This window comes from Streptomyces sp. NPDC060035 (assembly GCF_042736635.1).
In the GTDB taxonomy this organism is placed as follows: Bacteria; Actinomycetota; Actinomycetes; order Streptomycetales; family Streptomycetaceae; genus Streptomyces.
The window spans coordinates 41,295-59,060 of the sequence record NZ_JBHWVO010000037.1 but is presented as its reverse complement, the minus strand read 5'-3'; the positions used below and the strand labels follow the sequence as shown (position 1 = coordinate 59,060).

Here is a 17,766-nt window from a genome sequence, read left to right as displayed (position 1 = left end):
CCTGACAAGGGATCCCAGGACAGGCGGCCACTCCTTTACGCGGGTACTCGGTTACCCCTCGCGCCCGAAGAAGTCAAGCTGCACGTCGACTCCCTCAACCTCTTCCAGGCCGAACAGGGCGCCCAACTGGCCCTCCCTGACTGGCTTGCTGCCCTTCCTTGTGGGCACACGTAGAGGCTGTCCAGGCCGAGTCGGCGTGGTTGGCGGAGCCACGCGGGTCAGCGGGCTTGTGCCGGGATTGTGGCGGGGGCCTTGGCCCGGGGACGGACTGAGGGGCGTGACGTACGGGCCGGCCGCCATGGCCTCGTAGATGCGGATGATCTCGTCCTTGGTGCGCTTGAACAGCTCCGGTTTCCTATTACGGAAGGCCCGGAAGCTGTCCATGACGAGGTCGAGGTCCTGACGCGCGATGCCGTAGAGGTGGAAGTACGCGGCATCCAACTCTGCGCGCATGAGGAAGCGGCGGTCCTCATCCCAGACGAAGGGGGCACCCTCATCGTCGAGGTGGCTGGCCCACGGTTTCGTTTCATGGGATGTGTAGGTCAGTTCGAGGACGCGGGCTCGCAGCCAGGTCGCAGGCGATCCGTCACTAAGCCAGCTGACGGACTGGGTGTACTTGTCTGGGGCGAGGACCGGGAGCTGTTCGTACGTGAAGTAGGCGAGAGACGCTCCGGCGTACTTCTGCTTGGCTGCGAAATCGAGAACAAGGCTGGACAGATTCGCGAGCAACAGGTCCGGTGTAAAGGCCGGGAACATCAAAGGAAGTTTGTGCCCCACAGCCGTCCGAGGCAGTACGGACGCGATGACCGTCCGCTCGTCCGAGGCACGGCACACATCGCGCCAGCCGAGCAACCAGTTGTGCGGCCACTCCTTCCGTTCATTCGCCAAGTCTTCGGCGAGCCGCACATCGACTTCAGCTTCGTGCACCCAATGCCGGGGCAGGGGGAGCGCCGTCGGGTCTTGGTGGGTCTCCGTGTCCAGCCTGGGCAGGGTGCCTTTGTTGATCTGGGCCTGGGTAGCGTTCTCGTAGGTGGCAAATCGCCCATCGAAGTGGTGAACAAACTTTCCTTCGTAGAGCGGCAGGTATCGCTCATCACCCTTGGTGAAGACAGTGCCCCTGCGGATCCATTCCGCACTTCTGAGCTGGTCAGCAGAGCGGAAAGACTTCGAGTTGGTGGCCATGTCCAACATGCGCAGGAAGGGCCCCAGCTCCCAGTGATTGACCTCTGACTCGCCAGGAACCTTGCGCCAGAGAAGCGGAACACGCTCGTGGATCCCCTGAAGCACCCGCAGGTGCTCCGGGCTCTCACACACCGGCGCCGTCCGGCTGTTCGGGTTGATCCGGCGGAACCCCTCCGCGTTCAGCGTGAACTCGCGGGCGTCCAGCTGATCCGGCCGACGGGCCCGGAACGCGAGGCGGACACGCTCGAACTCGTGGGCCGGGCCGCCGAAGGTGAACAGGCAGAAGCGGTACTGGTTGTGGACGTCCGCGAAGAGCTTCTCCTCGTTCTCCAGGTCCAGCACCGTGTTCAGCTGCCGCCGCTCCACTAGGTCCGAGAAGAACGCCGACGTCGTCTTGTCCGTCGCGATACCAGTCGGCAGGACCAACCCCGCCATCCCCTCCGGCCCCACCAGCATCCGTGACTTCTCCGCGAAGACCGCGTACGTGTTGACGTCGCCCTTGCCTGTCAGCGGGAAGATCCCTGAGTCCCGGAGCATGTTCGTCGTGCCCTTGGACTCACGCTGAGCGGTCAGGTAATCCCGGTGCAGCTTCCGGTCGTCCTCGATCACGTTCCCGTGCTCGTCGACCGACTTCAGAAGCTGACCGATCCGGTGCTCACGCTCGCTCGCCGTCTCCGCGTCCGCGACGTACGGGTTCTGCGCGGCAAACCACTCCTTCTTCTGGATCTTCACCCGCTCCCACGGCGGGTTCCCCAGCACACAGTCGAAGCCCCCCTGCCACCCTGTCTCCGCATTCGCATCGGCCGCATCGCGGTCCTCGACCCGGAACACGCGCGGGAACTCCAAGTGCCAGTGAAAAAAGCGGTTACGGGAGACCACCTCACGCAGTTCCCGCTCCCCCGCCCCCTCGCGCCACTCCCGGTCCTCGTCCGACTCCGGCACCGGGTCTTCACCCATCGGAGGCAAGGGCTCCGGAATACCGTCGAGCGCCTCACCCAGCTCCAGCCGCTTCAACGTCGACGTCGTAATAGGCGCCGGGGCGTCTTTCCGCTTGGGCCAGATGAAGGCCGCACACCAGGCGTCGGCCACCCGCTTGAGGCGTTCCAGCTCCGGGTTGGCCTCGAACTCCTTGTGCCGCTTCGCCAGTTCGCGGATGGCGGCGAGTCCTCTGCCTACCGGCCTGGCCGCTGCCTCCTCCGCGGCCACCCGCACCCTTGCTGTGCTCGTATGGACGGCCGGCTCCCCCAGCTGGCTCTGGACCCAGACCTCGATGCCCTTCAGTTCCTTGCGGTTGCGGTCACGCGCCTCGTTGATCGCCGGGCCCTCGTCGCCCTCCAGCTTCTTGAAGGCGTTCTCCGGGATTCCCGCTTCCAGCAGCAGCGGTGTCGTCCCCAGCAGGGCGTTGCCAACCTTGATGCGGTCGTCCAGGAAGGCGAGCGGCTCCCCCGGGTTCAGGGACTCCAGCCACAGCGACACCTTGGCGATCTCTGCGGCGAGCGGGTTGATGTCGACGCCGTGGACACAGGACCGTACGACCTTGCCCATCGCCTCGCGCACCTTGTCCGGTGCGGGCTCCAGCTCGTTGTCGTGCAGCTGGGCATAGCGCAGAGCTATGCGCCGGGCGGCCGCGACCAGGACATGGCCCGAACCACAGCTGGGGTCCACGAAACGGATCCTGAGAAGGTGATCGGGGATCCCTGACTCCGCGTGGCGCTTGATCACCGGGTCCAGGGCGTTGTCGAGGAGCTTCTCAATGAGTACGGACGGCGTGTAGTACGAGCCGGTCGTCTTCCGCTTGTTCCCGGCCACCAGGTCCTGGAGCCAGAACTCCCGCTTTTCCGGGTCGTGGCGGGGGATGAGCTCCAGCAGGGACTCGTAGACGCTGCCGAGTTCGTCCGCGCCCAGGTGACGGTAGTCCACCCGGCTCGGGCGGCCCTGCTTGTCCCTTACGCGGGAGAGGAGCCGGACCGCGTCGAGCAGGTTCTCGTTGGGGAGCTTCGCCGAGCGCAGGGGTTCCGGGCTGCCGGGGAGCAGGGCGAGGTGGCCCTCACCGCCATCCGCACGGAAGTACAGGCCGCCGAGCTCGGGAAGTGCGAGGGCCTCCAGGCCACGGTCCTGGCCGAGCGCGTCCAGGACGATGCGCAGGCCCTGCCACAGGTCGCTGTTGTGGTCGCCCTTCCTGCGCGAGGAGATCCGGCGCAGCCGGGCTGTGGAGAAGTAGCGGGCGTAACGGGCGCGGGCCCGTTCCAGGGCATCGATCTGCTTGCGGGAAGCGCCTTCCTCCGCCTGCAGGAGCAGGGCGTTGCGGTCTTCGGCGACGAAGAGGAAGACCAGCTGGTAGGCGAGTCGGAGCAGCTCGTGGTGGAAGTCGTCCAGCGCGGGCTTGCCGGCACGGGTGAGCGCTTCGCCGAATTGCGGGTTGGCCTGGAGGAAGCCCGAGCCGAGGATACTCAGGGCCTGCTTGACCTGATTGCGGAGGCGGTCGCGGGCGCGGATGCCGGTCTCAATGGAGTAGGCGCGCCACCATTCGATGCGGCAGTCGGCCGGGGTGAGGACGGTGACGTCGTCGGGGGCGGCTGCGTCGTCGAGTGTGTCCTCCTCGGGCTCGCGCTCGGCCTCGGCCGTGTCGTCGTCTTCCTCGACCTCGACGGCCGCTGCTCCGCGCCGCTTCTTCTCCGGCTTCGGCACGAGCTCGAAGCGGGTGGAGTGGAGCATCGCGTAGAGCAGCAGGAAATCGGCGAACTGGTCGCCGCCGAAGATCGCTTCGAGGTTGAACTCAACGTACGCGGAGCCGACGAGTGCGGTGGAATCGCGCAGAACACGCAGTACCCGGCCGTTGGAGAGGAGTCCCCACAGGTGCTCGTCGGAGACGTTGAGGAGTTCCTGGACCATCGACTGCGGGGCACGGTTGGTGCCGATGCCCCGGTCGAGTTCAGTGTTCCAGCCCAGAAGGTGGACGGGCAGGTGCTGCTGCCACTGGTGGCTCACCGGGTACGGGTCGGGTCGCCCCGGCACCGGGATGCCCTGGCGCTTGGGCACCGTGGTGAGGCCTGCGTAGCCGAGCTCGTCCAGGAGGACGCCGAGCCATTCCTTGACCGTGACCTTTGCCGGGTCGGTGTTCTCGCCGAGCTCGTCGAGCTGGTCCTGGAAGGTGGCGTACGTGGCCTTGAGGTACTCCCATTTGCGGCTGGCGGCGTCCTCGACCCGTACACCGCGCGGCAGACGGTAGTCGGCGGGGGCAGCACCGGGAAGCTCCCGGTCACCGAAGCGGATCTTGTTGATGAGGTCGGCGGAGAGCAGCGCTCCCTCTATGCGTACGGCTGTGCTCGCCGGGAGGTGGTCGGGGGCGAGAGTGGTCACCTGGATCCTCCGGGACGCTTGACGTACACGTACACACCGAGCAGGTCGGGTTCGCCCGCGGGTTCGGCGGTGATGCGGCGGGCGGCTGCCGCGCCGCGTGCCCGGCCTCTTTCGCCGGCCGCCTCCCGTACGCGCTGGTGGGCGGCTTCGAGGCGGCGGGCGACCTGGTCGCCGTGGGCGGTCAGGTGGTCCTCGACCTCGGCGAGTTCATCCAAGGCGCGAGTGATCTGCTGTCCGCGCATCGACTGGTTGGTGTTGCGGTCGGGGGCGGCGAGGAGCAGTTGGGCGGTCTCCTCGTCGCTGAGCCATTCCCGCTTGCCCTCGGGGTCGTTGCGCCAGGCCAGCAGCTGGGCGTCCTCGGCGACCAGTTCACGCGGGGGCTCTGTGGTCCGCACGGTGCGGCGGCCGGGGAGGGTGAGGCGGAAGCGGTAGCGGACCAGGAGCAGGACGGTCCGGTGGGCGACGTCTGGGGTGCGGATGACGCCGAGCCGGCGGGCCGGTCGGTCGTTCTCGCTCAGGCCCGGGTCGAGGGCCGAGTCCAGGGCGTAACGGGCGACGGCCCGCACCGCAGGGTCCGTACGGAACAGGGCGTGCGCCCCGGCCGGGACCGGAAGGTCCTGGTGGAAGACCAGGTTGTCCGCTGCCGGTTTACGGCTCTTGGCCTTGGCCGTACGGGCCGTGGCCTGGGCGGCGCCGGGGCCGAGGGCCTGGTCGGCGTCCTCGTAAATGCCCAGGGAATGGCGCAGGCCACGGGGCAGCGCTGCTGTCGGGGCGGTGAATCCGGTGGAACGGGCGTCGGGGCGTACCGGCGAGCCGAGGGCCTTCAGCGTCTCGCGGGTGAACTCCGCGATGTCGGCAGGGTCGCCGAGGGCCTGGCGCAGGGCGTCGAGTTCGGCCTGGACCTCGTCGGGGCGAAGGCCGCTGTGGGCGAATTTGGTCAGGACCTTCGACTCGCGCTCGGCCGCACTCTCCCACTCCGTGTCGAGCTGTTGGCGTGCGAGGCCGAAGAGTTCGCTGGAATCGAAGTCGAGAGCGAGCTGTCCGTCGCCCGCGCCCTCGCGGCCTCTGAGCAGGAGGGCCTTGGACAGTGCCTGCAGCACCCCGGCACCGGCGTCGGGGACGGGGACGATGACACCCACCTGCTCGGCGATTTCCCGGTGCTTGCGGATGAGTACGTCCAGGACGAGGCCGTCGATGCCGGTGTCCGTGTCGTACAGGGTGATGGCGCGGACGTTCTCGCGGGACTGTCCGAAGCGGTCGACGCGGCCTTCGCGCTGTTCGTGCCGGGTGGGGTTCCAGGAGAGGTCGTAGTGGACGACGGCGCCGAAGTGCTCCTGGAGGTTGACGCCTTCGGAGAGGCAGTCGGTGGCAACCAGGACGTGCCGGCCGCGCTTGGTGGTGAGCTCGTCGATGCGGGCCTGGCGGGCATCGGGGTGAAGCATTCCGGTGATGGCGTCGACGTGGGCGCCGCGGCCGAGTGCTTCGGCGAGGTGCTGGGCGACGTACTCGGCGGTGGGGATGTAGCGGCAGAAGACGATGGGGTCGTATCCGTCGACAAGGAGGCCCTTCACCGCGTCGATGAGGAAGGCCAGCTTGGTGTCGTGCTCGGGGCCGGCCAGCGAAGCCGCACGGTCAGCGAATTCCTTCAGCTTGCGGCTGCCGCCTCGGGTGGTGGTTTCCGCGTCGTCGACGTCTTCGAGGAGGGAGCCGGGTACGGCGTCGAGTCCTTCGCTTGTCTCGTCGCCGGTGAGCTCGAGGACGGCCTTGCGCCCGATGCGTTCCGCCTCGTCGGGCGTGCGTGCTGCGGCGACGGCGGCACGCACCTTGAGCGTCTCCGCCGCCGCGGCCGGCGAGGAGAGCACACAGCGCAGCAGGGCGAGGACGGACCACCAGGTGAGGCGCTGTTTGAGGGCGCCGTCGGGCCGGCGGACCTCCTCGCGCGCGAAGGCGAGGACGTCGGAGACGAAGCGGGCGTACTCGGTGCCCAGTTGGTAGGGAGCCGGGCGCAGTTTACGGTCGCGCGGGAAGGGGGTGTCCTCGTCAAGGTAGCGCCGGATGTCACGGCGGCGGCGCTGTACGAAGTGGCGGGCGAGACGGTCTCGGTGGGCGGGCACGGTCGGGTCGAGTGACTGGAGACCGGGATCGAGCAGGCTGGTGAGCTTGGCGAAGGCCTGGGCGTCGCCGCTGTGCGGGGTGGCAGTGACCAGGACGAGGTGGCGGCTCTCGTCCTGGGCGAGCGTGCGAAGCAGTTCGTAACGCTGCTGGTGTCCTGTGCCCGCTCCGACGCAGGTGTGCGCCTCGTCGACGATCAGCAGGTCCGGGCAGGTGCGGCGAAATGCCTCACGGCGGTCGGGCTGCTTGATGAAGTCGGTGGAGACAATCGTGCAGGGGTAGCGCTCGAAGAGCGTCTGGCCCGGTTCGACACCCTTTTGCAGACGGGCGGCAGTGGAGGGCAGGACCAGCTCCGCCTCCATCCCGAACTTCTCCCGGAGCTCGGACTGCCACTGCTCAGCGAGGGAGGGCGAGCAGAGCACTGCCATGCTGGTGGCCGAACCCTGTTCGAGGAGTTCTTTCGCGATGAGCGCGGCCTCGATGGTCTTGCCGATGCCGACATCGTCGCCGATGAGGAGGCGCACGGTGTCCATCCGCAGGGCCATCATCAGCGGGACCAGCTGGTACTGGCGCGGCTGGACGGCGATGGAGGCGAGGCTGCGGAAGGGCCCGGCACCGTGGGTCGCGGCGATCCGCAGGGCTGTGCGCAGGAGTCCGGCCGAGGCGAAGTCGCCGATCTCGCCCTCTGCCGCATTCGGTCGGCCGAAGCCGGGCTCTTTGATCTCGTACGGGAAGAGCGCGGTGATGAACTCACGGTCACCGTCGAGAGGTTGGGCGATCACCAGGTCGTCGGAAGCACCGGGCAGGACTACCCAGTCCCGCCCCCGGGCCGACACGAGATCGCCGGGCGCGCGGTCGGCGGCCGTCATCGGATGCTCCGTCCGGGGCCGAATACATCCGGGTGTGCGCGCACAGTGCTTTCCCATTCCTTGGTGTCGGCGCCGGCCCGGATCACGAGCCAGCCGTCGTCGATGAGCCGGTACTCGGCCGGCTTGTCCAGGTGCCGGCCGGCCGCGGTGTCCAGGTAGACCGCGACATCCGCGCCGGGCAGGCGGTAGACGATGTCGGGTCGGACGGGGGCGCCGGTCTGCTCCGGGTGTGTTTCATCGGGTAGCCGGTGCCCGGACCGGTCGAGCCACTCCACGAAGTCGGCCACCGGCCCCTGGGCGCTCTCGGTCGCGCGTGCCAGCGCTCGGGCCCGCTGGGCTGCCGGAGTGGTCTGCCGCTCGCCCCTGGTGGTGGCCGAGGCGAGCCTCATCAGCAGCGGGACAGCGGTGTGCCGGTCGATGCGGGTATGGAAACGCTGGTTGCTGTAGGAGAGGAGGCAGTCGTAGCAGCCGAGCTCACACCGCTCGGGAGCTCCCTCGGCTCTGTCCTCGTCCTTGCCGCTGTCAGGGTTCACGTGAATGATCTTCAGTGCCGCACGGGCGACTTCCGCGAGCGCTTGGGGATCATCGTGCAGCAGCCTCAGGACCCCTGCGCCGCCCTCCGCACCCTCGACGAAGAGCATCCGGCCACGCAGGTCCTCGTCGGGGAGGTCCTGACTGTCCAGCTCGGAGTCCTCCAGCTGGTAGCGGGCTTCCATACCGCGTTCAAGGGCGTATCTGAGCGTGATGGCGATCTTCTCGTCGACCGGTTCGGCCAGTCTCAGTACGGCGATGTTCTTGCGGTCCTCGACGTACGGGATGACCTGGAGCGCCCGGTCCGCCGAGGAGAACGCGCCCAGCGCCTCGTCCTCGGCGGACGCTTCCTGCGCTTCGTTCACCTTCTTGGCGCTGAGCCACCTTCCCTGCACCGGGTCGAGCCAGAATCCGCGGTCGCCGGGGTGCTTGCGCTTGCGGCGGCCGATGTTGAAGACACGGACGCGTGCGGTGTCGCCGTAGCTCACTCCGAGGACCGGGCCGTGGGCATCGGCGGAGACTGCGTCCAGCCGGCCGGCCGACTGGGAGAATTGATAGCCCGTCAGGAGTTCGAAGCCGGACTTGAGACGCTCCTCCTCGTCGGAGGAGATACGCCGTACCGGCGATGCCTGGACAGTCGTCAGCACCATCGTCCGGCTCAGCGTGAGAGTGAGCGGGACGTGGCAGTCGTCACACTGGTCCGCGCCTTCGGAACGGTCGTACCAGGTGCCGCAGCTGCCGCAGATCCGCACATCGCTGGTGGCCACCTGCCCGGGCGTGGAGCCTGTCGGAACCTGTACGCGGTCGACCGCGTACCGCTGTCCCTCGTGATAAATGAGCGCTCCCGGACCGAACTCGGAGATGGCGATGAAGCGTGGGCGCTGGATGTACGCACCGTTCTTCTGGCCGTATCTGCCCTCGCCCCGCTGACCGGGAATGTAGGCGGCCAGCGGCAGGCGGGGGAAGGAGTAGCCGGGGAGGAACCCTTCCGAAGCGAAGTAGCGGTAAGTGTAGAAGTCGCTGAAGGACTCCTCGCTGTCCTCGTTGCGCAGCAACTTGAGCCGGCTCTCGGCCTCGGCGCGACGGGCCTGTGCCCGGCGCCGGGACTTCGGGTCGACGGTGAGGTCCCCGGCGGTGCGGTGCTGCTCCTCGCGTTCGGTGAGCGCTGAGCGGTAGAGGCGCCGCCAGCGCTCGCAGTCGTCGTCGAACCGGCGCGGCGCCGACCGTACGACGTCCTCGATCCAGCCGTCGTACCACCAGGTGGTGCGCTCCTCCAGGTCCGCCAGCAGGGGGCGCAGAACCTCGGCCGCCCTCGCGATGGCACGACGGCGGGCCGTCTCGCTGTCGAGTTGGGTGCGCATCGCTTCCGTAAGCCTGAGCGGCACCGGTTCGCCGGGGCCCGCAGGAGTCTCCGCGTCCAGGAAATCGGTCATCCGGGATTCGAGGGAGGCGCCTGTCTCGGCCAGCCAGATGGCGTGGACGTGCGAGCGCAGCAGCTCCTCGTTGGCGAGGTCGAGGCGGGGCGGTGTGACGCTGCCCGCGACCATCAGTTCGGGGCGGCGGAAGTAGTACTGATCGTGGGCGCTGCCTGTCGAGCAGTACGTGGTGACCAGGGCAGGCTGTCCGGAACGTCCGGCGCGGCCGGAGCGCTGGGCGTAGTTGGCGGGAGTGGGAGGGGCGTTGCGCATGGCCACCGCGTTCAGGGTGGCGATGTCCACGCCGAGCTCCATCGTCGGTGAGCAGTAGAGGAGGCTCAGCTCACCCTCCCTGAATGCCTCCTCACGGATCTCGCGTAGAGCCGAGGGAACCTGGGCGGTGTGCTCACGGGCTTCCAGGCCGACCAGCTCGGCCGCGCTGTCCCGATAGAGGTCACGGAAGTAGGTATTGACGCGCGGCTCGGCGTCCGGGTCGCTCACCTTGCGCAACGGGTCGGGCTCGGGAGTGGCACCGTCTCCGGGAAGCCAGCGCAGCGCGGCGGACCTGACCTGGTGCCCTCGCGAACCGTCACGTTCCTCGCGAACGACTGCGACCAGGCCGTGGGTCTCCAGCACCTGCAGAAGGCTGCGGATGACTGCGTCGGCATCCGCGACGGACATGCGCCGCCCGGCGAGACCGGGGATGTCCTCGAACTGGCCGGGCCGACGCAGGAAGCGTCCGTACGCCCCGAGGCCACTGAGGTAAATGGCCTCACCCGAAGGGGCTCCCTTGGGCCCGCTTCCCGGGAAGGCGACGCGCGAGGGTACACGGGGTTCCCTCGTCGGCAGCGCCCACACGCCGAGCAGGTGTCCCTCGGACAGGCGCTGAAGCTGGTCGAAACCTTCCTGGGTGAGCAGCGGATCGTCCACGGCGAGCGACCGACGGAGCTCGTCCAGCAGGACGCGGGCCAGGTAGGCGCGGTGTCCGGGCGAGTCGCCGGTGAGAGCGGGATGCGCACCCTGCCAGCACTCCTCGTCGGCGGCGATCTCCGTGAGATCGGTGTAGCCGAAGCGGAGCAGCCCGGTCTGGGTGAGGTTAGGCATGGTGATGCGCCAGCCGCGCTCCAGGTCCGCGTGGACCCGGTAGGCCAGGACGGTACGCAGCGCAGAGCGCGCGAATTCCCGCTGGCTGTATTTGGCACCCGGGTTGCGCGCGAACGCCTCCATGGGCAGGCCGAGCGCCTCCTCGACCGCCTGTGGCAGCACATCGTGCCGCAGCCCTTCGGGGCCTGCGGCGGCCAGAGCCCGATAGAGCGCCCCGCGGATCTGGGTCACCTGGGCGAAGTCGTTGAAGTGTCCGGCCTGGAGGCTGGCGTCCTGCCGGTTGTCGACAAAGGTCAGAAGCTTACGGGCCCTCTCGTCGATGTCCTGCTGTGCGCGCAGCGAACGCACAACGCTGGCACTGATCAGAGAGACTGCCGAGCTGCGCCCTTCGGCAGCGAATGTCGCCAGCTTGACGAAATCCCTGGCCCGCAGCTGCTCATGGCTGACGCGGCAGCGCAGGCAGAACCGGAACGGGGCCCCGATCCACCAAGCGCGCAGCCCGTGCTCGCCCGAGGCAAGGAGAGTGCCGTCAGGAGCGACCCGGACCTCACGCGGCACGTCGCCGGATCGCGCCTGCACAACGGTCCTGGTGCCGTCTTCCGACGTTTCGACCCAGCTGTCGGGAAGGCGGGACAGCCGCTGCTCGCTGTCGGCCGGCCAAGGCTGCTCCTGGCTGACGTAGAGGTAGCCGTCCGCGTCCTCGGCCGGGGCCTCCGGGTCCCGGCGTGCCGTGAGGCGTGGTCCGGCCGGACCCTCCTCCCGGGTCACCACCAGGTAGTCGTGTCCGCAGTCGCGGCAGAACGCCAGAGGAATCAGCGGCTTCTCCCGGTGCTCAGGCACGCTGACCTGGTACTGGCTGGTCAGATGGCGCTGCCCGGCGGGTTCGAAGCTCGTGTAGACCGTGTCACCCTTGGAGAGGAACTGGTGCAGTCGGAAGGCGAACAACGGGCGCCGGTGCTGCGGGTGCCGCGCCTCGGCGCCTGCCCGGAGGATCGCCTCAATGGCGCCCCGGCACAGTTCCTCGGGCTGCCCGCTCGCCTTGGCAAGTGCGCGGCCCGCGTACGGCACGGTGACAGGTGTCCGGCGCACGAGCCGCCCGCCGGACTTCTTGTCCTCGACCAGGCCGAACGAATCCTCCACCCACACGGCGAGCGTGTCGGTCTGAAGCACCCTGTAGTCGCGCGACAGCGCGTGGGGCTCCTCGGCTGCACGGCGCACCGCCGCGCCCAGGGCCGAGCGCCGCTCACCTGCGGAGCCGCCGGAAGTGGCACCGGGATCTGTGGCGCGTTCGAGCGTCTCACCGATCACCCGTTGGGGACGGACCGTGGTTCCGAAGAGGCTGGTGGCGACGTCCGCCACCTTCGACTGTGCTTCGCCGAACGTGGCAGCACTGGCCATGGTCGCGGAGGTGCCGATGCACTGGAGCCCCGGAGCCGCGCAGGCGTCCCGCAGTCTGCGTACCAGCAGCGCGACGTCGGCTCCCTGCCGGCCGCGATACGTATGCAGCTCGTCCAGCGCAAGGAAGCGCAGGCCCTGAGCAGCTCCGATCAGCTCTTCGCGCTCTTGGGGGCGGGTCAGCAGGTACTCCAGCATGACGTAGTTCGTCAGCAGGATGTCCGGCTTGGCGCGCAGGACCGCAGCCTTCTTCTCTCTGTCCTCCTGCCCGGTGTAGCGGGCGAAGGTCACCTTCCGGTCAGCTTCCGGGATGCCCCACTGCAGGTAGCGCGCCAGCTCGTGCTGCTGGCTGTTGGCTAGGGCGTTCATGGGATAGACGACGATGGCGGAGATGCCGTCGGGGTTGGGGCGGCGCAGTACCGCGTCAACGACGGGAAGGATATAGGCGAGGCTCTTTCCAGAACCCGTTCCTGTCGTCAGGACATAGGAATCCCCCGAGGCGGCCGCTTCAATGGCTTCTCGCTGGTGGCGGTGAAGGGTGAGGGTCCGGGAGCCGGAGTCGTTCTCGTGGTCCTTGGACCGGAAGTAGCGGCGGCATTCGTGGTGCAGGAGGCCTTCGTCGACGAGCTCCGCAACGGTGCCCCCGCTGCGAAAACTGGGGTTGAGCGAAATGCGAGGGTCCGGCCAGCGGGCCTTACGGTTTCGCTCATCGTCGAGGTGCCGTTGGATATCCCGGTCCCGCACGCCGACCAGCGAGCTGGTGAAAGCGTCATAGTCCGTGATGAGTCTCTGGTGGACCCCGAATACATCCATCGTCGCGCGTGCTCCCCATTTACCTGCCGTAATGCGCGGTCCTGCCGCCATCGCTGCTGGCCCCCCAGCCATCGGTGACAATCACCCTACTGCCGCGCGGCACGCTCAGGAGCTGGGAAACATGTAGCCGACCGGAGACGGTTCGTTGCATGGTTCACTCCGGAGTACTCCAAGAGAAGGGGAGCCTTCGTGGCCCACGAGGTAGATCAGTCGTTCCTGGCCCTGCCACTGCGCGCCCTCGCCGACGCGGCGCTCGCCCGCGCGCGTGCGCTCGGCGCGGTGCACGCCGACTTCCGGTTCGAGCGGGTGCGGGGCGCTTCCTGGCGGCTGCGGGACGCCCGGCCCTCCGGGACGTCGGACACCACCGACCTCGGATACGCGGTACGGGTGGTGCACGGCGGGGCATGGGGGTTCGCGTCCGGGGTGGACCTGACGATGGACGCCGCGGCGAAGGTGGCCTCCCAGGCCGTCGCCATGGCGAAGCTGTCGGCCAAGGTGATCGCAGCAGCGGGGTCGGACGAGCGCGTCGAGCTGGCGGACGAACCGGTGCACGGCGAGCGGAGCTGGGTCTCGGCGTACGAGATCGACCCCTTCTCCGTACCGGACGAGGAGAAGGCCGGACTGCTCGCGGAGTGGAGCTCGCGACTGCTGGCGGCGGACGGGGTCGCGCATGTGGACGCCTCGCTGATGACCGTCCACGAGAACAAGTTCTACGCGGACACGGCCGGGACCGTCACCACGCAGCAGCGCGTGCGGGTGCATCCGCAGCTGACCGCGGTCGCCGTGGACTCCACGACGGGTGAGTTCGACTCGATGCGGACCATCGCACCGCCGGTGGGCCGGGGCTGGGAGTACCTCACCGGCACCGGCTGGGACTGGGACGCCGAACTGGAGCGGATCCCCGGGCTGCTGGCCGAGAAGATGCGGGCGCCGAGCGTCGAGGCGGGGACGTACGACCTGGTCGTCGACCCCTCCAATCTGTGGTTGACCATCCACGAGTCGATCGGCCACGCCACCGAACTGGACCGGGCGCTGGGGTACGAGGCGGCGTACGCCGGTACGTCGTTCGCCACGTTCGACCAGCTGGGGAAGCTGAGGTACGGCTCCCCCGTGATGAACGTGACGGGCGACCGCACCGCCGAGCACGGGCTCGCGACCATCGGGTACGACGACGAGGGCGTCGAGGCGCAGTCGTGGGACCTGGTCAAGGACGGCACGCTGGTGGGCTACCAGACGGACCGCCGGATCGCCGAACTGACCGGTCTCGGCCGGTCCAACGGGTGTGCGTACGCGGACTCGCCGGGCCATGTCCCCGTACAGCGCATGGCGAACGTGTCACTGCAGGCGGACCCGGGCGGTCTCTCCACGGAGGATCTGATCGGCGGGGTGGAGCGCGGGATCTACGTGGTCGGCGACCGGTCCTGGTCGATCGACATGCAGCGCTACAACTTCCAGTTCACGGGGCAGCGCTTCTTCCGCATCGAGAACGGCAGGCTGGCCGGCCAGCTGCGGGACGTGGCGTACCAGGCGACGACCACGGACTTCTGGGGCTCGATGGAGAAGGTGGGAGGGCCGCAGACCTATGTCCTGGGCGGCGCCTTCAACTGTGGCAAGGCCCAGCCGGGCCAGGTCGCGGCCGTCTCGCACGGCTGCCCCTCCGCCCTCTTCCGAGGCGTGAACATCCTCAACACGACGCAGGAGGCCGGGCGATGAGCGGTCACCACGGAATCGGCCGGGGGTCCGGGGGTCGTCCCCCGGGTCGGCACAGTCTCAACACGACGCAGGAGGCCGGGCGATGAGCCGCGTCAGCAAGCCGTACGAGATCGTCGAGCGCGCACTCGAGCTGTCCACCACCGATGGCTGTGTGGTCATCGCGGACGAGAACTCCTCGGCCAATCTGCGCTGGGCCGGCAACGCGCTCACCACGAACGGGGTGACACGCGGCCGGACCCTGACCGTGATCGCGACCGTGGACGGCGCCCAAGGGACGGCATCCGGCGTGGTGTCGCGTTCGGCCGTCACCGCCGACGACCTGGAACCTCTCGTGCGGGCCGCCGAGGCCGCCGCGCGCGGGGCCGGACCCGCGGAGGACGCGCAGCCGCTCGTCTCCGGGGTGCCGGTGTCCGCGGCCTTCACGGACGCGCCCGCCGAGACGAGCTCCGATGTCTTCGGCGACTTCGCCCCGGCGCTCGGTGACGCCTTCGCCCGCGCCCGCTCCGGCGGCCGTGAGCTGTACGGCTTCGCCCACCACGAGATGACCTCGACCTACCTGGGTACGTCGACGGGGCTGCGGCTGCGCCACGACCAGCCGAACGGGACGCTTGAGCTGAACGCCAAGTCCCCCGACCGGACCCGCTCCGCTTGGGCGGGACGGGCCACCCGGGACTTCAAGGACGTCGACCCGGGGGTCCTGGACGCCGAGCTCGCGCAGCGGCTCGGCTGGGCCGAGCGCAGGATCGAGCTGCCGGCCGGGCGATACGAGACGCTGCTGCCGCCGACCGCCGTGGCCGACCTGTTGATCTACCAGTTCTGGTCGTCGAGCGCCCGGGACGCCTCGGAGGGCCGGACGGTCTTCTCCAGGCCGGGCGGCGGTACGCGGCTCGGCGAGAAGCTCTCCGCCCTGCCGCTGACCCTGCGCAGCGACCCGCACGAGCCGGGTCTGGAGTCCGCACCGTTCGTGATCGCCCACGCGTCGGGCGACGACGCCTCGGTCTTCGACAACGGCCTGCCGCTGGCACCCACGGACTGGGTCAGGGAGGGCAAGCTGGAGCGGCTGACCACGACACGGCACTCCGCGGGGCTCACGGACCTGCCGCTGGCCCCGGCCGTGGACAACCTGGTGCTGGACGGCGGCGGTGAGCGTTCACTGGAGGAGATGGTGGCCGCCACGACCGGCCGGGCTCTGCTGCTGACCTGCATGTGGTACATCCGGGAGGTGGATCCGGCGACGCTGCTGCTGACCGGCCTGACCCGGGACGGTGTCTATCTGGTGGAGGACGGAGAGGTCCTCGGCGAGGTGAACAACTTCCGGTTCAACGAGTCGCCGGTCGATCTGCTGTCCCGGGCGTCGGAGGCGGGCCGCACCGAGAAGACGCTGCCGCGCGAGTGGGGCGACTACTTCACCCGGGCCGCCATGCCCGCGCTGCGGATCCCCGATTTCCACATGAGCTCGGTCAGCCGGGGCGTCTGACCGACCTAGACTGAACCGCAGTCCCATCCACCCCATCTCGACCCCACGAGGAGAGAAAAGACCGTGACGGACATCGTCGACGAGCTGAAGTGGCGCGGGCTCTTCGCCCAGTCCACCGACGAGGACGCACTGCGCAAGGCTCTCGCGGACGGCCCGGTCACGTTCTATTGCGGGTTCGACCCGACCGCGGCGAGTCTGCACGTCGGGCATCTGGTGCAGGTGCTCACCATGCGCCGGCTCCAGCACGCGGGGCTCAAGCCGCTCGCCCTGGTCGGCGGGGCCACCGGCCAGATCGGTGACCCGCGGCCGACCGCGGAGCGCACGCTGAACGACCCGGAGACCGTCGCGGCGTGGGTTCAGCGGCTGCGCGGGCAGATCGAGCCCTTCCTCACCTTCGAGGGCCCGAACGCCGCGACGATGGTGAACAACCTGGACTGGACCGCGGGCCTGTCCGCGATCGAGTTCCTGCGGGACATCGGCAAGCACTTCCGGGTCAACAAGATGCTCACCAAGGACTCGGTCGCCCGTCGGCTGGAGTCCCAGGAGGGCATCAGCTACACGGAGTTCAGCTACCAGTTGCTGCAGGGCATGGACTTCCTGGAGCTGTACCGGCGCTACGGCTGCACCCTCCAGCAGGGCGGCAGCGACCAGTGGGGCAACCTCACGGCGGGCATCGACCTGATCCACCGCGTGGAGCCGGCTGCCACCGTGCACGCGCTGGCGACCCCGCTGATGGTGAAGGCGGACGGCACCAAGTTCGGCAAGTCCGAGAGCGGTGCGGTCTGGCTCGACCCGGAGATGACGACGCCGTACGCGTTCTACCAGTTCTGGCTGAACGTGGACGACCGGGACATCTCCACGTACATGCGCATCCTCAGCTTCAAGAGCCGCGAGGAGCTCGAGGAGCTGGAGCAGCTCACCGAGGAGCGTCCGCAGGTCCGTTCGGCCCAGCGCTCGCTGGCCGAGGAGCTGACGACGCTGGTACACGGCGGCGCGCAGTGCGCCGCGGTCATCGCGGCGTCGAAGGCGCTGTTCGGCCAGGGCGATCTCGGCGAGCTGGACGAGGCGACGCTGGGCGCCGCCCTGTCCGAGGTTCCGCACGCCGAGGTCACCGAGCTCGGTCCCGTGGTGGATCTCCTGGTCGAGGTCGGTCTGGCGCCGAGCAAGTCGGCCGCCCGCCGCACGGTCAAGGAGGGCGGGGCCTACGTGAACAATGCGAAGGTCACGGACGGCGAGGCCGCCCCGGCCCGCGAGGAGCTGCTGCACGGTCGCTGGCTCGTGCTTCGGCGGGGCAAGAAGAACCTGGCTGCCGTCGAGGTCACGGCCGGCTGATCCGGTCACCGGCACCCACGGCACGGCACGGCGGCCGGTCACGCATCACGCGTGACCGGCCGCCGCCGCCGTGCCGCCCGGGTCAGGTTCTCTGCTTGTTGCTTCGGTTGCCCCTGATCGACTGCCAGACCATGTCGCCGACCCCGACGACGGCTACCGCGCCGATCAGCTGCAGCAGATGGCGCATCCAGTCGATGCCCTTGGTGTCGTCGACACCGATCCAGGCCGCTACGGCGTTGCCGAGGATGCTGCCGAGGATGCCGAACACAGCCGTCAGCCAGAGGGGGATGTTCTGTTTGCCCGGCAGGATCGCCCGGGCGATCAGGCCCAGTACCAGACCCACGATGATTGCCCACAACCAGCTCATATCGCCTCCTCGTGCGGCGCGGTATGCGCACGTTCGCCCAGTCTCGGCCCACCGGGCATACGCCGCATGCCGGACAGGTCCGTACGTGGTGCGGCG

7 protein-coding genes are annotated in these 17,766 nt (G+C 68.9%); 3 read left to right on the top strand and 4 right to left on the bottom strand.

Annotated elements, in window-relative coordinates; all coding sequences use genetic code 11:
• Positions 1-51: 51 nt before the first annotated feature.
• Genes ACFWBQ_RS34935 through ACFWBQ_RS34925 form a run of 3 tightly spaced genes read right to left on the bottom strand, consistent with a single transcriptional unit; the run spans position 52 to position 12,781 of the window.
• Positions 52-4,542: an Eco57I restriction-modification methylase domain-containing protein gene (locus tag ACFWBQ_RS34935; RefSeq protein WP_385506731.1), complete on the bottom strand. Its 4,491-nt coding sequence runs from the start codon at positions 4,540-4,542 to the stop codon at positions 52-54.
• Positions 4,539-7,523: a helicase-related protein gene (locus ACFWBQ_RS34930; protein WP_385506729.1), complete on the bottom strand. Its 2,985-nt coding sequence runs from the start codon at positions 7,521-7,523 to the stop codon at positions 4,539-4,541. Before ACFWBQ_RS34930 ends, ACFWBQ_RS34935 begins: the two co-directional genes overlap by 4 nt.
• Entirely contained in the window at positions 7,520-12,781 is a 5,262-nt protein-coding gene (locus ACFWBQ_RS34925; RefSeq protein ID WP_385506727.1) for a DEAD/DEAH box helicase, read from the bottom strand. Before ACFWBQ_RS34925 ends, ACFWBQ_RS34930 begins: the two co-directional genes overlap by 4 nt.
• A gap of 189 nt (positions 12,782-12,970) precedes the next feature.
• Between ACFWBQ_RS34925 and ACFWBQ_RS34920 the strand changes: the two genes are divergently transcribed.
• The 3 genes from ACFWBQ_RS34920 (at position 12,971) to tyrS (ending at position 17,303) form a co-directional block, all read left to right on the top strand.
• Complete coding sequence (locus ACFWBQ_RS34920) at positions 12,971-14,494, top strand: TldD/PmbA family protein (RefSeq protein ID WP_385506723.1); 1,524 nt, start codon at positions 12,971-12,973, stop codon at positions 14,492-14,494.
• Positions 14,495-14,576: 82 nt separating this feature from the next.
• Positions 14,577-15,971: a metallopeptidase TldD-related protein gene (locus ACFWBQ_RS34915; protein ID WP_385506721.1), complete on the top strand. Its 1,395-nt coding sequence runs from the start codon at positions 14,577-14,579 to the stop codon at positions 15,969-15,971.
• A 63-nt stretch (positions 15,972-16,034) separates the two neighbouring features.
• The gene (gene tyrS / locus ACFWBQ_RS34910) at positions 16,035-17,303 is read left to right on the top strand and encodes a tyrosine--tRNA ligase (RefSeq protein WP_385506718.1); all 1,269 of its coding nucleotides are present in this window, start codon (positions 16,035-16,037) and stop codon (positions 17,301-17,303) included.
• Between the two features lie 82 nt (positions 17,304-17,385).
• Here the strand turns inward: tyrS and ACFWBQ_RS34905 are convergent, their stop codons facing one another.
• Positions 17,386-17,670 (bottom strand): GlsB/YeaQ/YmgE family stress response membrane protein, encoded by a 285-nt coding sequence (locus tag ACFWBQ_RS34905; protein WP_385506715.1) that lies wholly within the window; start codon positions 17,668-17,670, stop codon positions 17,386-17,388.
• Positions 17,671-17,766: the final 96 nt, after the last annotated feature.

Excerpts from the sequence above, each read along its gene's own strand:
- ACFWBQ_RS34930 (WP_385506729.1), bottom strand. The coding sequence starts at position 7,523 with ATGACGGCCGCCGACCGCGCGCCCGGCGATCTCGTGTCGGCCCGGGGG.
- ACFWBQ_RS34925 (WP_385506727.1), bottom strand. The coding sequence starts at position 12,781 with ATGGATGTATTCGGGGTCCACCAGAGACTCATCACGGACTATGACGCT.
- ACFWBQ_RS34915 (WP_385506721.1), top strand. The coding sequence starts at position 14,577 with ATGAGCCGCGTCAGCAAGCCGTACGAGATCGTCGAGCGCGCACTCGAG.
- ACFWBQ_RS34905 (WP_385506715.1), bottom strand. The coding sequence starts at position 17,670 with ATGAGCTGGTTGTGGGCAATCATCGTGGGTCTGGTACTGGGCCTGATC.